We start from the raw sequence: 14417 nt of genomic DNA on the forward strand, positions 1-14417 counted from the left end.
ATCCCTAGAATTGACGGGTGACCGCCAGTCCTAGTTCCCCTGCCGACCTGCCCAAGTCGTGGGAGCCGGGCGCAATGGAGAGCGCGATCTACCAGAAGTGGCTGGACGCGGGCTACTTCGCGGCGGACTCGGCCAGCACCAAACCCGGGTACTCGATCGTGCTGCCGCCGCCGAACGTGACCGGCAGCCTGCACATGGGTCACGCGCTGGAACACACCATGATGGACGCCCTGACGCGACGCAAGCGCATGCAGGGCTATGAGGTGTTGTGGCAGCCGGGCATGGATCACGCGGGTATTGCGACTCAGAGCGTGGTGGAAAAGCAGCTCGCGGTGGACGGAAAGACCAAGGAGGACTTCGGTCGAGAGCTGTTCATCGACAAGGTCTGGGATTGGAAGCGCGAGTCGGGGGGCGCGATCGGCGGCCAGATGCGCCGCATCGGTGACGGGGTGGATTGGGGTCGCGATCGGTTCACCATGGACGACGGCCTGTCCCGCGCGGTGCGAACCATCTTCAAGCGGCTCTACGACGCCGGGCTGATTTATCGGGCCGAGCGGTTGGTCAACTGGTCGCCGGTCCTGCAGACGGCGATCTCCGACATCGAGGTCGTGTACGACGAAGTCGAGGGCGAGCTGGTCTCGTTCCGTTACGGGTCACTCGACGACGACGAGCCACACATCGTGGTCGCCACCACCCGCGTCGAGACGATGCTCGGCGACACCGCGATCGCCGTCCACCCCGAGGACAAGCGCTACCGGCATCTGGTGGGCACGACATTGCCGCACCCGTTCATCGACCGGCAACTCATCGTCGTCGCCGACGACCACGTCGATCCCGAATTCGGCACCGGCGCGGTCAAAGTCACGCCCGCGCACGATCCCAACGACTTCGAAATCGGGCTGCGCCACGAGCTGCCGATGCCAAACATCTTGGACACCAAGGCCTTTATCGTCGACACCGGAACCGAGTTCGACGGCATGGACCGCTTCGAGGCGCGGGTCGCGGTGCGGGAGGCGCTCGCCGCGCAGGGCCGCATCGTCGAAGAGAAGCGGCCGTACCTGCACAGCGTCGGGCATTCGGAGCGCAGCGGTGAAATCATCGAACCGCGGCTGTCGCTGCAGTGGTGGGTCAGGGTGGAATCGTTGGCCAAGGCCGCCGGCGACGCGGTGCGCAACGGGGACACCGTGATTCACCCGGCCAGCATGGAACCGCGCTGGTTCGGCTGGGTCGACGACATGCACGACTGGTGTATCTCGCGGCAGCTGTGGTGGGGCCACCGCATCCCCATCTGGTACGGGCCCAACGGCGAACAGGTGTGCGTCGGCCCGGACGACACACCCCCGGACGGCTGGGCGCAGGACCCCGACGTGCTGGACACCTGGTTTTCGTCGGCGCTGTGGCCGTTCTCGACGCTGGGGTGGCCGGAAAAGACCGCCGAACTGGAAAAGTTCTATCCGACAAGCGTTCTGGTGACGGGCTACGACATCCTGTTCTTCTGGGTGGCGCGGATGATGATGTTCGGCACATTCGTCGGCGGTGACGACGCGATCACCGTGGACGGCAGCCGCGGCCCGCAGGTGCCGTTCACCGATGTGTTCCTGCACGGGCTGATCCGTGACGAGTTCGGCCGCAAGATGAGCAAGTCGCGCGGCAACGTCGTCGACCCCCTGGATTGGGTAGAAAAGTTCGGGGCGGACGCGCTGCGGTTTACGCTCGCGCGCGGTTCCAGCCCCGGCAGCGACCTGGCCGTCGGCGAGGATCACGTCCGGGCCTCGCGCAGTTTCGTCACCAAACTGTTCAACGCCACCCGGTTCGCGCTACTCAACGGCGCCAGCCCGGCGCCGCTGCCCGATCTCGCCGACCTGACCGACGCCGACCGCTGGATCCTGGGAAGGCTGGAAGAGGTTCGCGCCGAAGTCGATTCGGCGTTCGACGGCTACGAGTTCAGCCGGGCCTGCGAGTCGCTGTATCACTTCACCTGGGACGAATTCTGCGACTGGTATGTCGAATTGGCCAAGACGCAGCTTTCCGAAGGGCTCGCAGACACGACCGCCGTGCTGGCCGCGGTACTCGACACATTGCTGCGGTTGCTGCACCCGGTCATCCCATTCGTCACCGAGGCGCTATGGCAGGCCTTGACCAATCAGGAGTCGCTGGTCATCGCCGAATGGCCGCAGCCGTCGGGTATCGCGCTGGATCCGGTTGCCGCGCAACGGATCAGCGACATGCAGAAGCTCGTCACCGAGATCCGGCGGTTCCGCAGCGATCAAGGTCTGGCCGATCGGCAGAAGGTGTCGGCCCGCTTGAGTGGCGGCGGAGAACTGAGCGCCCAGGTGATGGCCCTGACCTCGCTGACCGCACCGGGCCCCGACTTCACCCCGTCGGCGTCGCTGGAGGTCCGCCAAGGGTCCGGCACAGACATGCTCGAACTCGATACGTCGGGCACCATCGACGTGGCGGCCGAGCGCCGTCGTCTCGAAAAGGATTTGGCCGCAGCGCAAAAGGAGCTGGCATCCACCACCGCCAAATTGGCCAACGACGACTTTCTGGCCAAGGCCCCCGAACAGGTCGTCGGCAAGATCCGTGACCGTCAGCGGGTAGCCCAAGAGGAAACCGAACGGATCACCGCCAGGCTGGCCGGGCTGCAATGACCGAGCCGCCGGGACCAGGGCGCTTCGAAACCGACGCCATGGCACCCACACCGGACGAGATCGCGTCACTGCTGCAGGTCGAGCACCTGCTGGACCAGCGCTGGCCCGAGACCAAGATCGAGCCGAGCCTGACCCGGATCACCGCGCTGATGGATCTGCTCGGCTCGCCGCAGCGCGGCTACCCGTCGATCCACGTCGGGGGCACCAACGGCAAGACCTCGGTGGTGCGGATGATCGATGCGCTGCTCACCGCGCTGCACCGGCGCACCGGTCGAACCACCAGCCCACACCTGCAGTCGGCGGTCGAACGTATCGCGATCGACGGCGAACCCATCAGCCCCGCGCGCTACGTGGCGACGTATCGGGAGATCGAGCCGTTCGTGCAGATGATCGACGAGCAATCGCGGGCCGCCGGCGGGCCGGCGATGAGCAAGTTCGAAGTCCTGACCGGCATGGCATTCGCGGCGTTCGCCGACGCACCCGTCGAGGTCGCGGTCGTCGAGGTGGGGATGGGCGGACGCTGGGACGCCACCAACGTGATTGACGCGCCCGTGGCCGTCATCACCCCGATCGACATCGACCACGTCGACTATCTGGGCGACGACATCCGCGGGATCGCCGGCGAAAAGGCGGGCATCATCACCAAGGCGCCCGACGGCGCGCCCGACACCGTCGCGGTCATCGCCCGGCAGCCGCCCGAGGCGATGGAAGTGCTGTTGGCCCAATCCGTGCGCGCCGACGCCGCGGTCGCCCGGGAGGATTCCGAGTTCGCGGTGTTGGATCGCCAGGTGGCGATCGGTGGGCAGGTGTTGCGGCTGCAGGGCCTTGGCGGGGTGTATTCCGACGTCTTCCTGCCGCTGCACGGCGAACACCAGGCGCACAATGCGGCGGTGGCGCTGGCGGCGGTCGAGGCGTTCTTCGGCGCCGGCGCGCAGCGTCAGCTCGACATCGACGCCGTCCGGACCGGCTTCGCCGCGGTCAGCAGCCCCGGCCGGCTGGAACGCATGCGCAGCGCGCCGACGGTATTCATCGACTCGGCGCACAACCCGGCCGGGGCCGCCGCGCTGGCGCGGACGCTCGCCGACGAGTTCGAATTCCGTTTCGTCGTGGGCGTGCTCAGCGTGCTGACGGGCAAGGACGTGGACGGCATCCTGGCCGCGCTGGAGCCGGTGTTCGACTCGGTCGTGGTGACCCACAACGGGTCGCCGCGGGCGCTGGACGTCGAATCGCTGGCGGTGGCGGCGCGGGCGCGGTTCGGCCCGGAGCGCGTGACGACGGCCGAGGACCTGCGTGACGCGATCGACGTCGCGACCGCCCTGGTCGACGACGCGGCCGCGCTCGGGGACGCCGAGGGAGGCGCGTTCTCCGGCACCGGGATTGTCATCACCGGATCGGTCGTCACGGCCGGCGCCGCGCGCACGTTGTTCGGTCGTGATCCGCAATGACCGCGCCAAGCCCGCGGGGGCCCGTGCCACCCGCGGATCCGTGGAAGAGCTTCGGTGCGGTGATGGCCGCGACGCTGCTTCTGGAAGCGATCGTGGTTCTGCTGGCGATCCCGGTGGTCGGCGCCGTCGGCGGCGGCCTGAACCCGGTGTCGCTGGGCTACCTGATCGGGCTGGCCGCACTGTTGATCCTGCTCACCGGGCTGCAGCGCAGGCCGTGGGCGATTTGGGTGAACCTGGGCGTGCAGGCGGTGCTTGTCGCCGGGTTTCTGATCTACCCCGGCGTCGGCTTCATCGGTTTGCTGTTCGCCGGTGTGTGGCTGCTGATCGCCTACCTGCGTGCCGAGGTCAGGCGGCGGCAGCAATATGGACCGCCGCAGGGCCAGCCGCCACCCGACTGATCGCCGCCGCATTCTGTACGCTGTCCGCCGTGACGGAACGGACTCTGGTACTGATCAAGCCGGATGGCGTCGAGCGGCGGCTGGTCGGCGAGATCATCGGCCGCATCGAGCGCAAAGGGCTCGCCATCGCCGCGCTGGAACTCCGCCACATCGACGCAGAGCTGGCGGGCCAGCATTACGCCGAGCACGAGGGCAAACCCTTCTTCGACTCGTTGTTGCAGTTCATCACCTCGGGCCCGGTGGTGGCAGCAATCGTGGAGGGCCCGCGAGCGATCGCGGCGGTTCGCCAGCTTGCCGGGGGGACCGACCCGGTCGACCAGGCCACGCCCGGCACCATCCGCGGCGACTTCGGGCTGGAAACGCAGTTCAACCTGGTGCACGGCTCCGATTCGGCCGATTCGGCCAAGCGCGAGATCGCGCTGTGGTTTCCCGGCGTTTAGCCAGGCGACGATAGCGGGCCGCGCGGAGATCGGGGCGGGTTTGCGGAGCGCCGAAGTCGGGTGCCGCTGGACCCGGGCCGTGATGTGGGATACTTATAGTTGGGTGAACGTCGCCGGACCGGCGTCGGACACCCGAATGAAGACTTAGACAAGCGCGACCATCGCGAACCCGTGGTGTTGCGCGGCATGTCAGGCCGACATTCAGCACGGCGCCGAGTGAGTTCTACCTGAGCCGCTCGGGGCGAGACCATCACAAGTCCGGGGGAAGTGGACCCGGGCCCATAGCGAAGCCCTCGCGTGGCCGCGTCGAAAGGACGCGCCCGGGGGCTTGAGGAGACTACGTGGTAAACGGTGCACCACCTTCAGACCCATCACACGAGCCGATCCAGCACGAGGAACTGCCGGAAAGCTTAAAAGTCCATTCGCTGGCACGAACGCTCGGAACCACCAGCAAGCAGGTGCTCGACGCGCTGAACGCGCTGGATGGACGGGTCCGCAGCGCACATTCGACCGTGGACCGTGACGACGCGATCCGGGTCCGCGATTTACTCGCCGCCGCCCAACCGGAGGCCACGGCGTCCGCCGCGGCTGGCGAACCCGCCGAGGAGCCCGAATCCCGGCTGATGCTGCAGAGCCCAGACCCCGTGGACCGGCCGCACTACATGCCGCTGTTCGTCGCGCCGCAACCGATCGAGCGGGGCGACGACGACAGGAGCGCCGACGACTCTGCCGACTCCGACGACTCCGACTCGGACGACGACGAGGACGATCAGGCCGACCGGCCCGCCAACCGGCGCCGCCGCCGCGGCCGCCGGGGCCGTGGGCGCGGCCGAGGCGAACAGGGTGGGTCCGACAACCAGTCCGACAGGGACTCTGCCGACGCCGACTCGGACGACGACGACCAGGACTCCGACGACTCCGACGACGACAACGTCGGCGACGACGAGAACGGCTCGTCCGAGGCGGGCAACCGGCGCCGGCGGCGCCGCCGACGCCGCAAGTCGGGTTCGGGCGACGACAACGACGACGGACCGTCACCCGACGATCCGCCCAACACCGTCGTGCACGAGCGGGCCCCGCGCTCCGGCAAGGCCGACGACAACGACTCCAACGGCTCGGCCGCCGCCGAGATCAAGGGCATCAACGGCTCCACTCGACTCGAGGCCAAGCGCCAACGACGCCGCGACGGCCGCGATGCCGGGCGCCGTCGCCCGCCGGTGCTGACCGAGGCGGAATTCCTGGCGCGACGTGAGGCCGTCGAACGCATGATGGTGGTGCGCGACCGGGTTCGCACCGAACCGCCGCACCCGGGCGCGCGATACACGCAGATCGCGGTGCTCGAGGACGGCATCGTCGTCGAGCATTTCGTCACCTCGGCCGCGTCGGCGTCCCTGGTGGGCAACATCTACCTGGGCATCGTGCAGAACGTGCTGCCCTCGATGGAGGCGGCCTTCGTCGACATCGGCCGCGGCCGCAACGGCGTGCTCTACGCCGGCGAGGTCAATTGGGAAGCCGCGGGTCTGGGTGGCGCCGACCGCAAGATCGAGCAGGCACTCAAGCCTGGCGACTATGTCGTCGTCCAGGTCAGCAAGGACCCCGTCGGACACAAGGGCGCCCGGCTGACCACGCAGGTGTCGCTGGCGGGTCGCTACCTGGTTTACGTGCCGGGTGCATCCTCGACCGGGATCAGCCGCAAGCTGCCCGACACCGAACGTCAGCGGTTGAAGGAGATCTTGCGGGAGGTGGTGCCGTCGAACGCCGGCGTGATCATCCGCACCGCGTCGGAGGGCGTCAAGGAGGAGGACATCCGCAAGGACGTCACCCGCCTGCAGGAGCGTTGGGAGCAGATCGAGGCCAAGGCGACCGAGATCAAGGGGAAGGCAGCGGGCGCCGCGGTGGCGCTCTACGAAGAGCCCGATGTCTTGGTCAAGGTCATCCGCGATCTGTTCAACGAGGACTTCGCCGGCCTCATCGTCTCCGGTGATGAGGCGTGGAACACGATCAACGAGTACGTGAATTCCGTTGCCCCGGAACTTGTTTCGAAGCTCACGAAGTATGAGCCCGCCGCCGGGCCGGACGATTCGGCCGGGCCGGATGTGTTCGCGGTGCACCGCATCGACGAGCAACTGGCCAAGGCGCTGGACCGCAAGGTGTGGCTGCCCTCGGGTGGCACGCTGGTCATCGACCGGACCGAGGCGATGACGGTGATCGACGTCAACACCGGGAAATTCACCGGGTCCGGCGGCAACCTCGAGCAGACGGTCACCAAGAACAACCTCGAGGCGGCCGAGGAGATCGTCCGCCAGCTGCGGCTGCGTGACATCGGCGGTATCGTCGTCATCGACTTCATCGACATGGTGCTGGAGTCCAACCGCGACCTGGTGCTGCGCCGGCTCACCGAGTCGCTGGCCCGCGACCGCACCCGCCACCAGGTGTCGGAGGTGACTTCGCTGGGCCTGGTGCAACTGACCCGCAAGCGGTTGGGAACCGGACTGATCGAGGCGTTCACCACACCCTGTCCGAACTGCGCTGGGCGCGGGCTCCTGCTGCACGGCGACCCGGTCGATTCGGCCCCCGCGACCGGGCGCAAGTCCGAATCCGGCGGTCGGCGAGGCAAGCGATCGAAGAAGAGTCGATCCGATGAGCCCGCGGTGGCCAAGGTGCCCGCGCACGCTCCCGGCGAGCACCCGATGTTCAAGGCGATGGCAGCCGGTCGTGGCGACGGCGAAACCGGCGAATCCGATGAGGACACGGACACCACCACCGATATCGACGAGCGGACCGAGGAAAAGGTTCCCGCCGGCCTCGAGGACGCCGACCGGACCGACCTCGAGGACTCCGACGAGGACGTCGAGGACACTGACGAGGACGTCGACGAGTCTGACGAGGCCGACGAGGACTCCGACGACGAAGACGATGAGGACGAGCTCGACGACGAGGACCTCGATGACGAGGACCTCGACGACGATGACGAGGATCTCGACCTCGACGACGACGACCTGGACGTCGAGGATTCCGACGACGACTCCGACGCCGAGACGGGCGGGGCGGAACCCGGGGTGGTTGCGGGACGTCCGCGCCGGCGCCGCGCGGCGGGTAGGCCGGCCGGCCCGCCGATCCACGTGGACTGACCGCGGTCAGGCGAGCCGGTTTGACCCTGTAGCCGCTGGTCACGTACCCTTGGACAGTTGTCGTCAGGCCTGCCGGGCCGACGACAGCGGGAGAGATAAGGCCCGCGCCCTAGACTCCCGTGACCCAGACCCACCACGCGCACGCAACCGGTGACGCGTGCCCACGAGTAAACAGAGGTGCACCCACGATGGCGACCTACGCAATCGTCAAGACCGGCGGCAAGCAGTACAAGGTCGCCGTCGGAGACGTGGTCAAGGTCGAGAAGCTCGACTCCGAGCCGGGCGCCAAGGTGTCGCTGCCGGTCGCGCTCGTCGTCGACGGGGCCAAGGTCACCTCGGATGCCGCGGCGCTGGCCAAGGTCGCGGTGACCGGTGAGGTGCTCGAGCACACCAAGGGCCCCAAGATCCGCATCCACAAGTTCAAGAACAAGACCGGCTACCACAAGCGCCAGGGACACCGTCAGCAGCTGACGGTCCTGAAGGTCACCGGGATCAAGTAGCGGAGGCGACAGATATGGCACACAAGAAGGGCGCATCGAGCTCGCGCAACGGGCGCGATTCGGCCGCGCAGCGGCTGGGCGTCAAGCGGTTCGGTGGCCAGGTCGTCAAGGCCGGGGAAATCATCGTCCGCCAGCGCGGCACCAAGTTTCACCCCGGCAACAACGTGGGCCGCGGCGGTGACGACACGTTGTTTGCAACGGCGGCCGGTGCGGTCGTGTTCGGCGTCAAGCGTGGCCGCAAGACCGTCAACATCGTCGCCGCCGGGCAGACCACCGACTGAGGTCGCTGCGCCCGTGCATGCGGGTAGCTGAGAGGACCCCCGATGCCTCGGTTTGTCGATCGAGTCGTCATCCACGCGCGGGCGGGTTCCGGCGGTAACGGCTGCGCGTCGGTCCATCGCGAGAAATTCAAGCCGCTGGGCGGACCGGACGGCGGCAACGGCGGCCGCGGCGGCAGCATCATCCTGATCGTCGACCCGCAGGTGCATACGCTGTTGGACTTTCATTTCCATCCGCACGTCACCGCGCCGTCGGGCAAGCAGGGGATGGGCAACAATCGCGACGGCGCCGCCGGCGCGGACCTGGAAGTCAAGGTGCCCGACGGCACCATCGTGCTGGACGAAAACGGGCGGCTGCTCGCCGACCTGGTGGGGGCGGGCACCCGCTTCGAGGCTGCCGCCGGTGGTCGCGGCGGGCTGGGCAACGCCGCACTCGCCTCGCGGGCCCGCAAGGCCCCGGGCTTCGCGCTGCTCGGCGAGCCGGGCCAGGCTCGCGACCTCACCCTCGAACTCAAAACCGTCGCGGATGTCGGCCTGGTCGGATTCCCGTCCGCCGGGAAGTCCTCGCTGGTGTCGGTGATCTCGGCGGCGAAGCCCAAGGTGGCCGACTACCCGTTCACCACGCTGGTTCCCAACCTTGGCGTGGTCTCCGCCGGCGAGCACGCATTCACCGTGGCCGACGTTCCCGGCCTGATACCGGGCGCGTCGCAGGGCCGCGGCCTGGGCCTGGATTTCCTCCGGCACATCGAGCGCTGTGCCGTGCTGGTGCACGTCGTCGACTGCGCGACCGCGGAACCCGGCCGCGACCCCGTCTCCGACATCGACGCGCTGGAGACCGAACTCGCAGCGTATACGCCCACGCTGCAGGGGGATCCGGCGCTGGTCGACCTGGCCGAGCGGCCGCGAGCGGTGGTACTCAACAAGATTGACGTGCCGGAAGCGCGTGAGCTAGCCGAGTTCGTCCGCGACGACATCGCCGAGCGTGGCTGGCCGGTTTTCCTGGTATCAACGGCAACCCGGGAAGGGTTGCAGCCGTTGATCTTTGGGCTCTGGGCGATGATTTCGGAGTACAACGCATCGCGACCGGCGCCAGTGGTGCGGCGCCCGGTGATCCGGCCGGTGCCGGTGGACGACAGCGGCTTCACCGTCGAGCCCGACGGGCACGGCGGTTTCACCGTCACCGGCGCGCGCCCCGAGCGTTGGGTGGGCCAAACGAATTTCGACAACGACGAGGCAGTCGGCTATCTCGCGGACCGGCTGGCGCGCCTCGGTGTCGAGGAGGAGCTGCTGCGGCTGGGCGCGCAACCGGGATGCGCGGTGACCATCGGCGAGATGACGTTCGACTGGGAGCCGCAAACCCCCGCCGGCCACCAGGTCGCGCTGTCGGGCCGCGGCACCGACGCGCGGCTGGAACGCACCGAGCGGGTCGGCGCCGCGGAGCGCAAGGCCGCGCGGCGTCAGCGGCGCGAGCACGGTCCCGAAATCGGTGGGGCCTCATGAGCGTGCAGCGAGAAGCCATCCGGACCGCGCGCAGTCTGGTCGTCAAGGTAGGGACGAACGCCCTGACCACGCAAGAGGGGGTGTTCGACGCCGGGCGGTTGGCCGGACTGGCCGACGCGATCGAGGCGCGCATGAAAGCGGGCACCGACGTCGTCATCGTGTCCTCCGGCGCCATCGCCGCCGGCATCGATCCGCTCGGATTGGCCCGTCGCCCAAAGGATTTGGCGACCAAACAGGCGGCCGCCAGCGTCGGCCAGGTCGCGCTGGTGAATTCTTGGAGCGCGGCGTTTGCGCGCTATGGCCGCACGGTCGGGCAGGTGCTGCTGACCGCACACGATATTTCGCTGCGGGCCTCACACACCAACGCGCAGCGCACCCTGGATCGGTTGCGCGCGCTGCATGCGGTGGCGATCGTCAACGAAAACGACACGGTGGCCACCAACGAGATCCGGTTCGGCGACAACGATCGGCTCTCGGCGCTGGTGGCTCACCTGGTCGGCGCCGAGGCCTTGGTGTTGCTCTCCGACATCGACGGCCTCTACGACTCCGATCCCCGGAAGGTGCCGGCGGCGCGCTTCATTCCCGAGGTGGCGGGGGCGGCGGACCTGGACGGCGTGGTTGCCGGCCCGGGCAGCCACCTGGGCACCGGGGGGATGGCGTCGAAGGTGTCGTCGGCGCTGCTGGCCGCCGACGCCGGGGTTCCGGTGCTGCTGGCCGCCGCGACCGACGCCGCGACGGCGCTCACCGACGCCGCGACGGGAACCGTGTTCGCCGCGCGTCCCGCCCGGATGTCGGCCCGCCGATTCTGGGTGCGCTATGCCGCGGAATCGACCGGCACGCTCTCGCTCGACGAGGGGGCGGTGCGCGCGGTGGTGCACCAACGCCGTTCGCTGCTGGCCGCGGGCATCACCGCAGTGTCGGGCCGGTTCTACGCCGGAGATGTCGTCGAATTGCGCGGACCGGACACGACCGTGGTGGCACGCGGTGTGGTTGCCTACGACGCGGCCGAGCTCGCCACCATGATGGGCCGGTCCACGTCCGAGCTACCCGGCGAGCTGCGCCGTCCCGCGGTGCACGCCGACGATTTGGTGACCGTCTAGCTCATTTTGCTGGCATGGGCTTGAGATACAGTGCGCCCCAAGCGATCTCGGCCAGTGTCTCTGCCAGCTCTGCGTCGTAGTCGCGCGGATTGACCGGAAGGTTCTGATGACACGCCCGCTCAACCATCCACACCAGTGCGCTAGCAGTGGTGGCGGCAGGTAGTTCGCGACGGATTGCGCCGTCGGCCTGGCCGTCTTCAATGACACGAGTCATGCGCGCGGTGATGGCGGTCAGCAGATCGCGGTACGTCTGCCCCGTTTCCGGGTCGTAGGCCGCCATCTCGTTGAGGGCAACTAGCACCGCTTGGTGACGCCGATAGGTTTCGACGATGCCGGTCATCGCGGCGCGCACGGCGTCTGGATCGCGTCGCCGCGCAACCCCCCACCAGCGCTCGGCGCCGGCGACAAGATCACCGAATACCTGGACCGCGAGGCAGCGCAGCAGGTGGCCCTTGTCCTCGAAGTAGATGTAGAAGCTTGCCCGCGAAATGCCGGCCTCGGTGGACAGCCGGTCCACGCTGAGCTCGGTGAAGCTGGCGCCGTCACGCATCAGCCGCTCGGTGGCGTCGAGCAGCCGGCGCTCCATCTGTTCGCGCCGCTGCTGGCGCGTCTGCTCGCGCCTGGCCTGCGGCTTCCGGGTGACCGACGGCATTTTCCGAGCATAACCGACAGTTCAACATATTGACTAGACAGAGTGTCTAGGCATATCGTCGGTGAACGGCTTTCGGTTCGTTGGAGGATCCCATGACGGCTACGCCCGCCACTGCCCGCGCCTACGACACCATCGATTTGTCCTCGCGCGCGTTTTGGTCCACCACCGCGGCGGACCGGGAGCGTGCGTTCGCCGTGCTGCGGGCCGAGCGCCCGGTGAGCTGGCATCCGCCGGTAGAGGACGCCCTGATGCCCGATCCCGACGATCCCGGCTATTGGGCCGTCACCAGACGGACGGACATCGTCGCGGTCAGCCGCAACAATGAGGTGTTTCTGTCCGGCCAGGGCGTGATGTTCGAGAGCATCCCGGTCGAGCTGCTCGAAGCGTCGCAGTCGTTCCTTGCGATGGATCCGCCACGGCATACCAAGCTGCGCAAGCTTGTCAGCGCCGCGTTCACCCCGCGCCAAGTGCGCCGCATCGAGGATTCGATCCAGGCGAACGCCAAGACCATCGTCGACGAGCTGCGGGCGGCCGGCAGCGGCGCGGATTTCGTCGACCTCTGCGCCAAGGAACTGCCCATTCGCACCCTGTCGGACATGGTCGGGATCCCGGAATCCGAGCGTGAGCACATGGCGCGCGCCACCGATGCCATGGTGTCGTGGGCCGACCCGGACTTCCTCGACGGCCGCAACCCGATGGAGGTGCTGTTCGAGAACCAGATCTACGTGCATCAGGTGGCCGGCGCGCTCGCCGCGGAGCGCCGCGCTCACCCGGGCGACGATCTGATCAGCGGCCTGGTGAACGCCGAGGTGGACGGCGACCGGCTGTCCGATGCCGACGTGGCCGCATTCTTCGTGCTGCTTTCCGTGGCGGCCAACGACACCACCCGCCAGACCACGAGTCATGCGATGAAGGCGCTCACCGACTTCGGAGACCAAAGGGCATGGCTGCTCGAGGATTTCGACAACAGGATCGGCACCGCGGTCGAGGAATTCGTCCGCTGGGCCTCGCCGGTGATGACCTTCCGCCGCACGGCCGCAACGGATTTCGAGCTGGGCGGCCAGACCATCCTGGCGGGGGAGAAGGTGGTCATGTTCTATTCGTCCGGCAACTGGGACACCGAGGTCTTCGACCATCCGGAGCGGTTGGACTTGAGCCGCAGCCCCAACCCGCACGTCGGCTTTGGCGGCGGCGGACTGCACTTTTGCCTCGGGGCTCACGTGGCCCGCGCGCAGCTGCGCGCCATCTTCGGCGAGCTGCTCCGGCAGCTGCCGGACATCCAGGCGGGCGATCCGACCTACGTGGCGGGCAATTTCATCCACGCCGTGCGCAGCATGCCCTGCACCTTCTGATTGTTTGCAAGAGTTCGTCGAGGCCCCACGCCGAGCCTGTAAATCTGCAGACCCTCACTCGAACTTCTTCTGCAGATTTACAGGCTCGGCGCTAACAGCGTCCCTCCCAGTTCCCGCCCTAGTTCGGAGGCCAACAGCGTCAGCAGTTCCGAGCACCCGCCGTCGACCTTGACGGTGGCTAGGTCGTCGCCGCGGGTGGGGCCGCGGTTGACGATCGCGATCGGTATGCCCAGTGTGTCGGCGTGACGCACGAACCGGTAGCCGGAGAACACCGTCAGCGACGAGCCCGCGACCAGCAGCGCCTCGGCATGATCGACCACTGAGTAAGCGTGGGCCACAGTATCTTTGGGCACGCTCTCGCCAAAGTAGACGATGTCGGGCTTGAGCATGCCGGCGCAGCGCGGGCAGTCGAGGTAGCGAAACGACGCGGTATCGGCGACAACAGCGTCGGCGTCGGGCGCCACCGCCAACCCGCCGATGGCTTCGGCGCGCTCGATGAATCCGGGGTTGAGCGCCTCGAGTCGTTCGGCTAGCGCGGCACGGCTCATGGTGTAGCCGCAGCTCAGGCAGATCACCTGGGCGTAGGTGCCGTGCAAGTTGACCACGTTCGCGCTGCCGGCCTTGGTGTGCAGCAGGTCGACGTTCTGGGTGATGATTCCGGTCACCACGCCGGCGCGCCCCAGCGCGGCCAACGCGCGGTGCCCGGCGTTGGGCTGCGTGTCATCCATGTGCCGCCAGCCGACATGGTTGCGGGCCCAGTATCGCTGCCGGAACACCGGATCCGACGTGAACTGGCCGATGGTCATGGGGTTGCTGGGCGGCGAATCGGGGCCACGATAGTCGGGAATGCCCGAGTCGGTGGAAATCCCCGCGCCCGTGAGCACCGCGACCCGGCGCCCCGCCAACAGCGCGACCAACTCCGGAGCGTCCACGGCTCAAGGCTAGCCACTGCTGCGATGCCTGCGCGAGC

The 14417-nt window shown here is 68.0% G+C and carries 12 protein-coding genes; 10 read left to right on the forward strand and 2 right to left on the reverse strand.

Annotated elements, in window-relative coordinates; genetic code table 11:
* Positions 1-17 precede the first annotated feature (17 nt).
* From A5745_RS01030 to proB, 9 genes are all read left to right on the forward strand, one after another.
* Entirely contained in the window at positions 18-2651 is a 2634-nt protein-coding gene (locus A5745_RS01030) for a valine--tRNA ligase (protein WP_076114802.1), read from the forward strand.
* Positions 2648-4096: a folylpolyglutamate synthase/dihydrofolate synthase family protein gene (locus A5745_RS01035; RefSeq protein ID WP_076114803.1), complete on the forward strand. Its 1449-nt coding sequence runs from the start codon at positions 2648-2650 to the stop codon at positions 4094-4096. Before A5745_RS01030 ends, A5745_RS01035 begins: the two co-directional genes overlap by 4 nt.
* A complete protein-coding gene (locus A5745_RS01040) occupies positions 4093-4494 on the forward strand; it encodes a DUF4233 domain-containing protein (protein ID WP_076114804.1) in 402 nt (133 codons plus the stop codon). Before A5745_RS01035 ends, A5745_RS01040 begins: the two co-directional genes overlap by 4 nt.
* 29 nt (positions 4495-4523) lie before the next feature.
* The gene (ndk, locus tag A5745_RS01045) at positions 4524-4934 is read left to right on the forward strand and encodes a nucleoside-diphosphate kinase (protein WP_076114805.1); all 411 of its coding nucleotides are present in this window, start codon (positions 4524-4526) and stop codon (positions 4932-4934) included.
* A gap of 341 nt (positions 4935-5275) precedes the next feature.
* Positions 5276-8065, forward strand: a complete 2790-nt coding sequence (locus A5745_RS01050) for an Rne/Rng family ribonuclease (RefSeq protein ID WP_076114806.1) — start codon at positions 5276-5278, stop codon at positions 8063-8065.
* 188 nt (positions 8066-8253) lie between these two features.
* On the forward strand, positions 8254-8565 hold the full coding sequence (gene rplU, locus A5745_RS01055) for a 50S ribosomal protein L21 (protein WP_076064380.1): 312 nt from the start codon (positions 8254-8256) through the stop codon (positions 8563-8565).
* 14 nt (positions 8566-8579) lie between these two features.
* On the forward strand, positions 8580-8846 hold the full coding sequence (rpmA, locus tag A5745_RS01060; RefSeq protein ID WP_076064381.1) for a 50S ribosomal protein L27: 267 nt from the start codon (positions 8580-8582) through the stop codon (positions 8844-8846).
* 42 nt (positions 8847-8888) lie between these two features.
* On the forward strand, positions 8889-10343 hold the full coding sequence (gene obgE, locus A5745_RS01065) for a GTPase ObgE (RefSeq protein WP_076114807.1): 1455 nt from the start codon (positions 8889-8891) through the stop codon (positions 10341-10343).
* Positions 10340-11443: a glutamate 5-kinase gene (gene proB / locus A5745_RS01070; protein WP_076114808.1), complete on the forward strand. Its 1104-nt coding sequence runs from the start codon at positions 10340-10342 to the stop codon at positions 11441-11443. The genes obgE and proB overlap by 4 nt, the downstream gene beginning before the upstream one ends.
* 1 nt (position 11444) lies before the next feature.
* Here proB and A5745_RS01075 read toward each other — a convergent pair whose 3' ends face one another.
* Positions 11445-12095 (reverse strand): TetR/AcrR family transcriptional regulator, encoded by a 651-nt coding sequence (locus A5745_RS01075; protein ID WP_076064384.1) that lies wholly within the window; start codon positions 12093-12095, stop codon positions 11445-11447.
* Positions 12096-12187: 92 nt separating this feature from the next.
* Here A5745_RS01075 and A5745_RS01080 point away from each other — a divergent pair, with 92 nt between their 5' ends.
* The gene (locus A5745_RS01080; RefSeq protein ID WP_076114809.1) at positions 12188-13447 is read left to right on the forward strand and encodes a cytochrome P450; all 1260 of its coding nucleotides are present in this window, start codon (positions 12188-12190) and stop codon (positions 13445-13447) included.
* Positions 13448-13524: 77 nt separating this feature from the next.
* Here the strand turns inward: A5745_RS01080 and A5745_RS01085 are convergent, their stop codons facing one another.
* Entirely contained in the window at positions 13525-14379 is an 855-nt protein-coding gene (locus A5745_RS01085; protein ID WP_076114810.1) for an NAD-dependent deacetylase, read from the reverse strand.
* Between the last annotated feature and the right edge of the window lie 38 nt (positions 14380-14417).

It is taken from the genome of Mycobacterium sp. IS-2888 (assembly GCF_001954215.1).
GTDB lineage: Bacteria > Actinomycetota > Actinomycetes > Mycobacteriales > Mycobacteriaceae > Mycobacterium.

Bases quoted from the DNA above. Each gene is read 5' to 3' on its own strand.
- A5745_RS01080 (WP_076114809.1), top strand. From the start codon at position 12,188: ATGACGGCTACGCCCGCCACTGCCCGCGCCTACGACACCATCGATTTG.
- rpmA (WP_076064381.1), top strand. From the start codon at position 8,580: ATGGCACACAAGAAGGGCGCATCGAGCTCGCGCAACGGGCGCGATTCG.
- obgE (WP_076114807.1), top strand. From the start codon at position 8,889: ATGCCTCGGTTTGTCGATCGAGTCGTCATCCACGCGCGGGCGGGTTCC.
- A5745_RS01040 (WP_076114804.1), top strand. From the start codon at position 4,093: ATGACCGCGCCAAGCCCGCGGGGGCCCGTGCCACCCGCGGATCCGTGG.
- A5745_RS01035 (WP_076114803.1), top strand. From the start codon at position 2,648: ATGACCGAGCCGCCGGGACCAGGGCGCTTCGAAACCGACGCCATGGCA.
- A5745_RS01075 (WP_076064384.1), bottom strand. From the start codon at position 12,095: ATGCCGTCGGTCACCCGGAAGCCGCAGGCCAGGCGCGAGCAGACGCGC.
- proB (WP_076114808.1), top strand. From the start codon at position 10,340: ATGAGCGTGCAGCGAGAAGCCATCCGGACCGCGCGCAGTCTGGTCGTC.
- rplU (WP_076064380.1), top strand. From the start codon at position 8,254: ATGGCGACCTACGCAATCGTCAAGACCGGCGGCAAGCAGTACAAGGTC.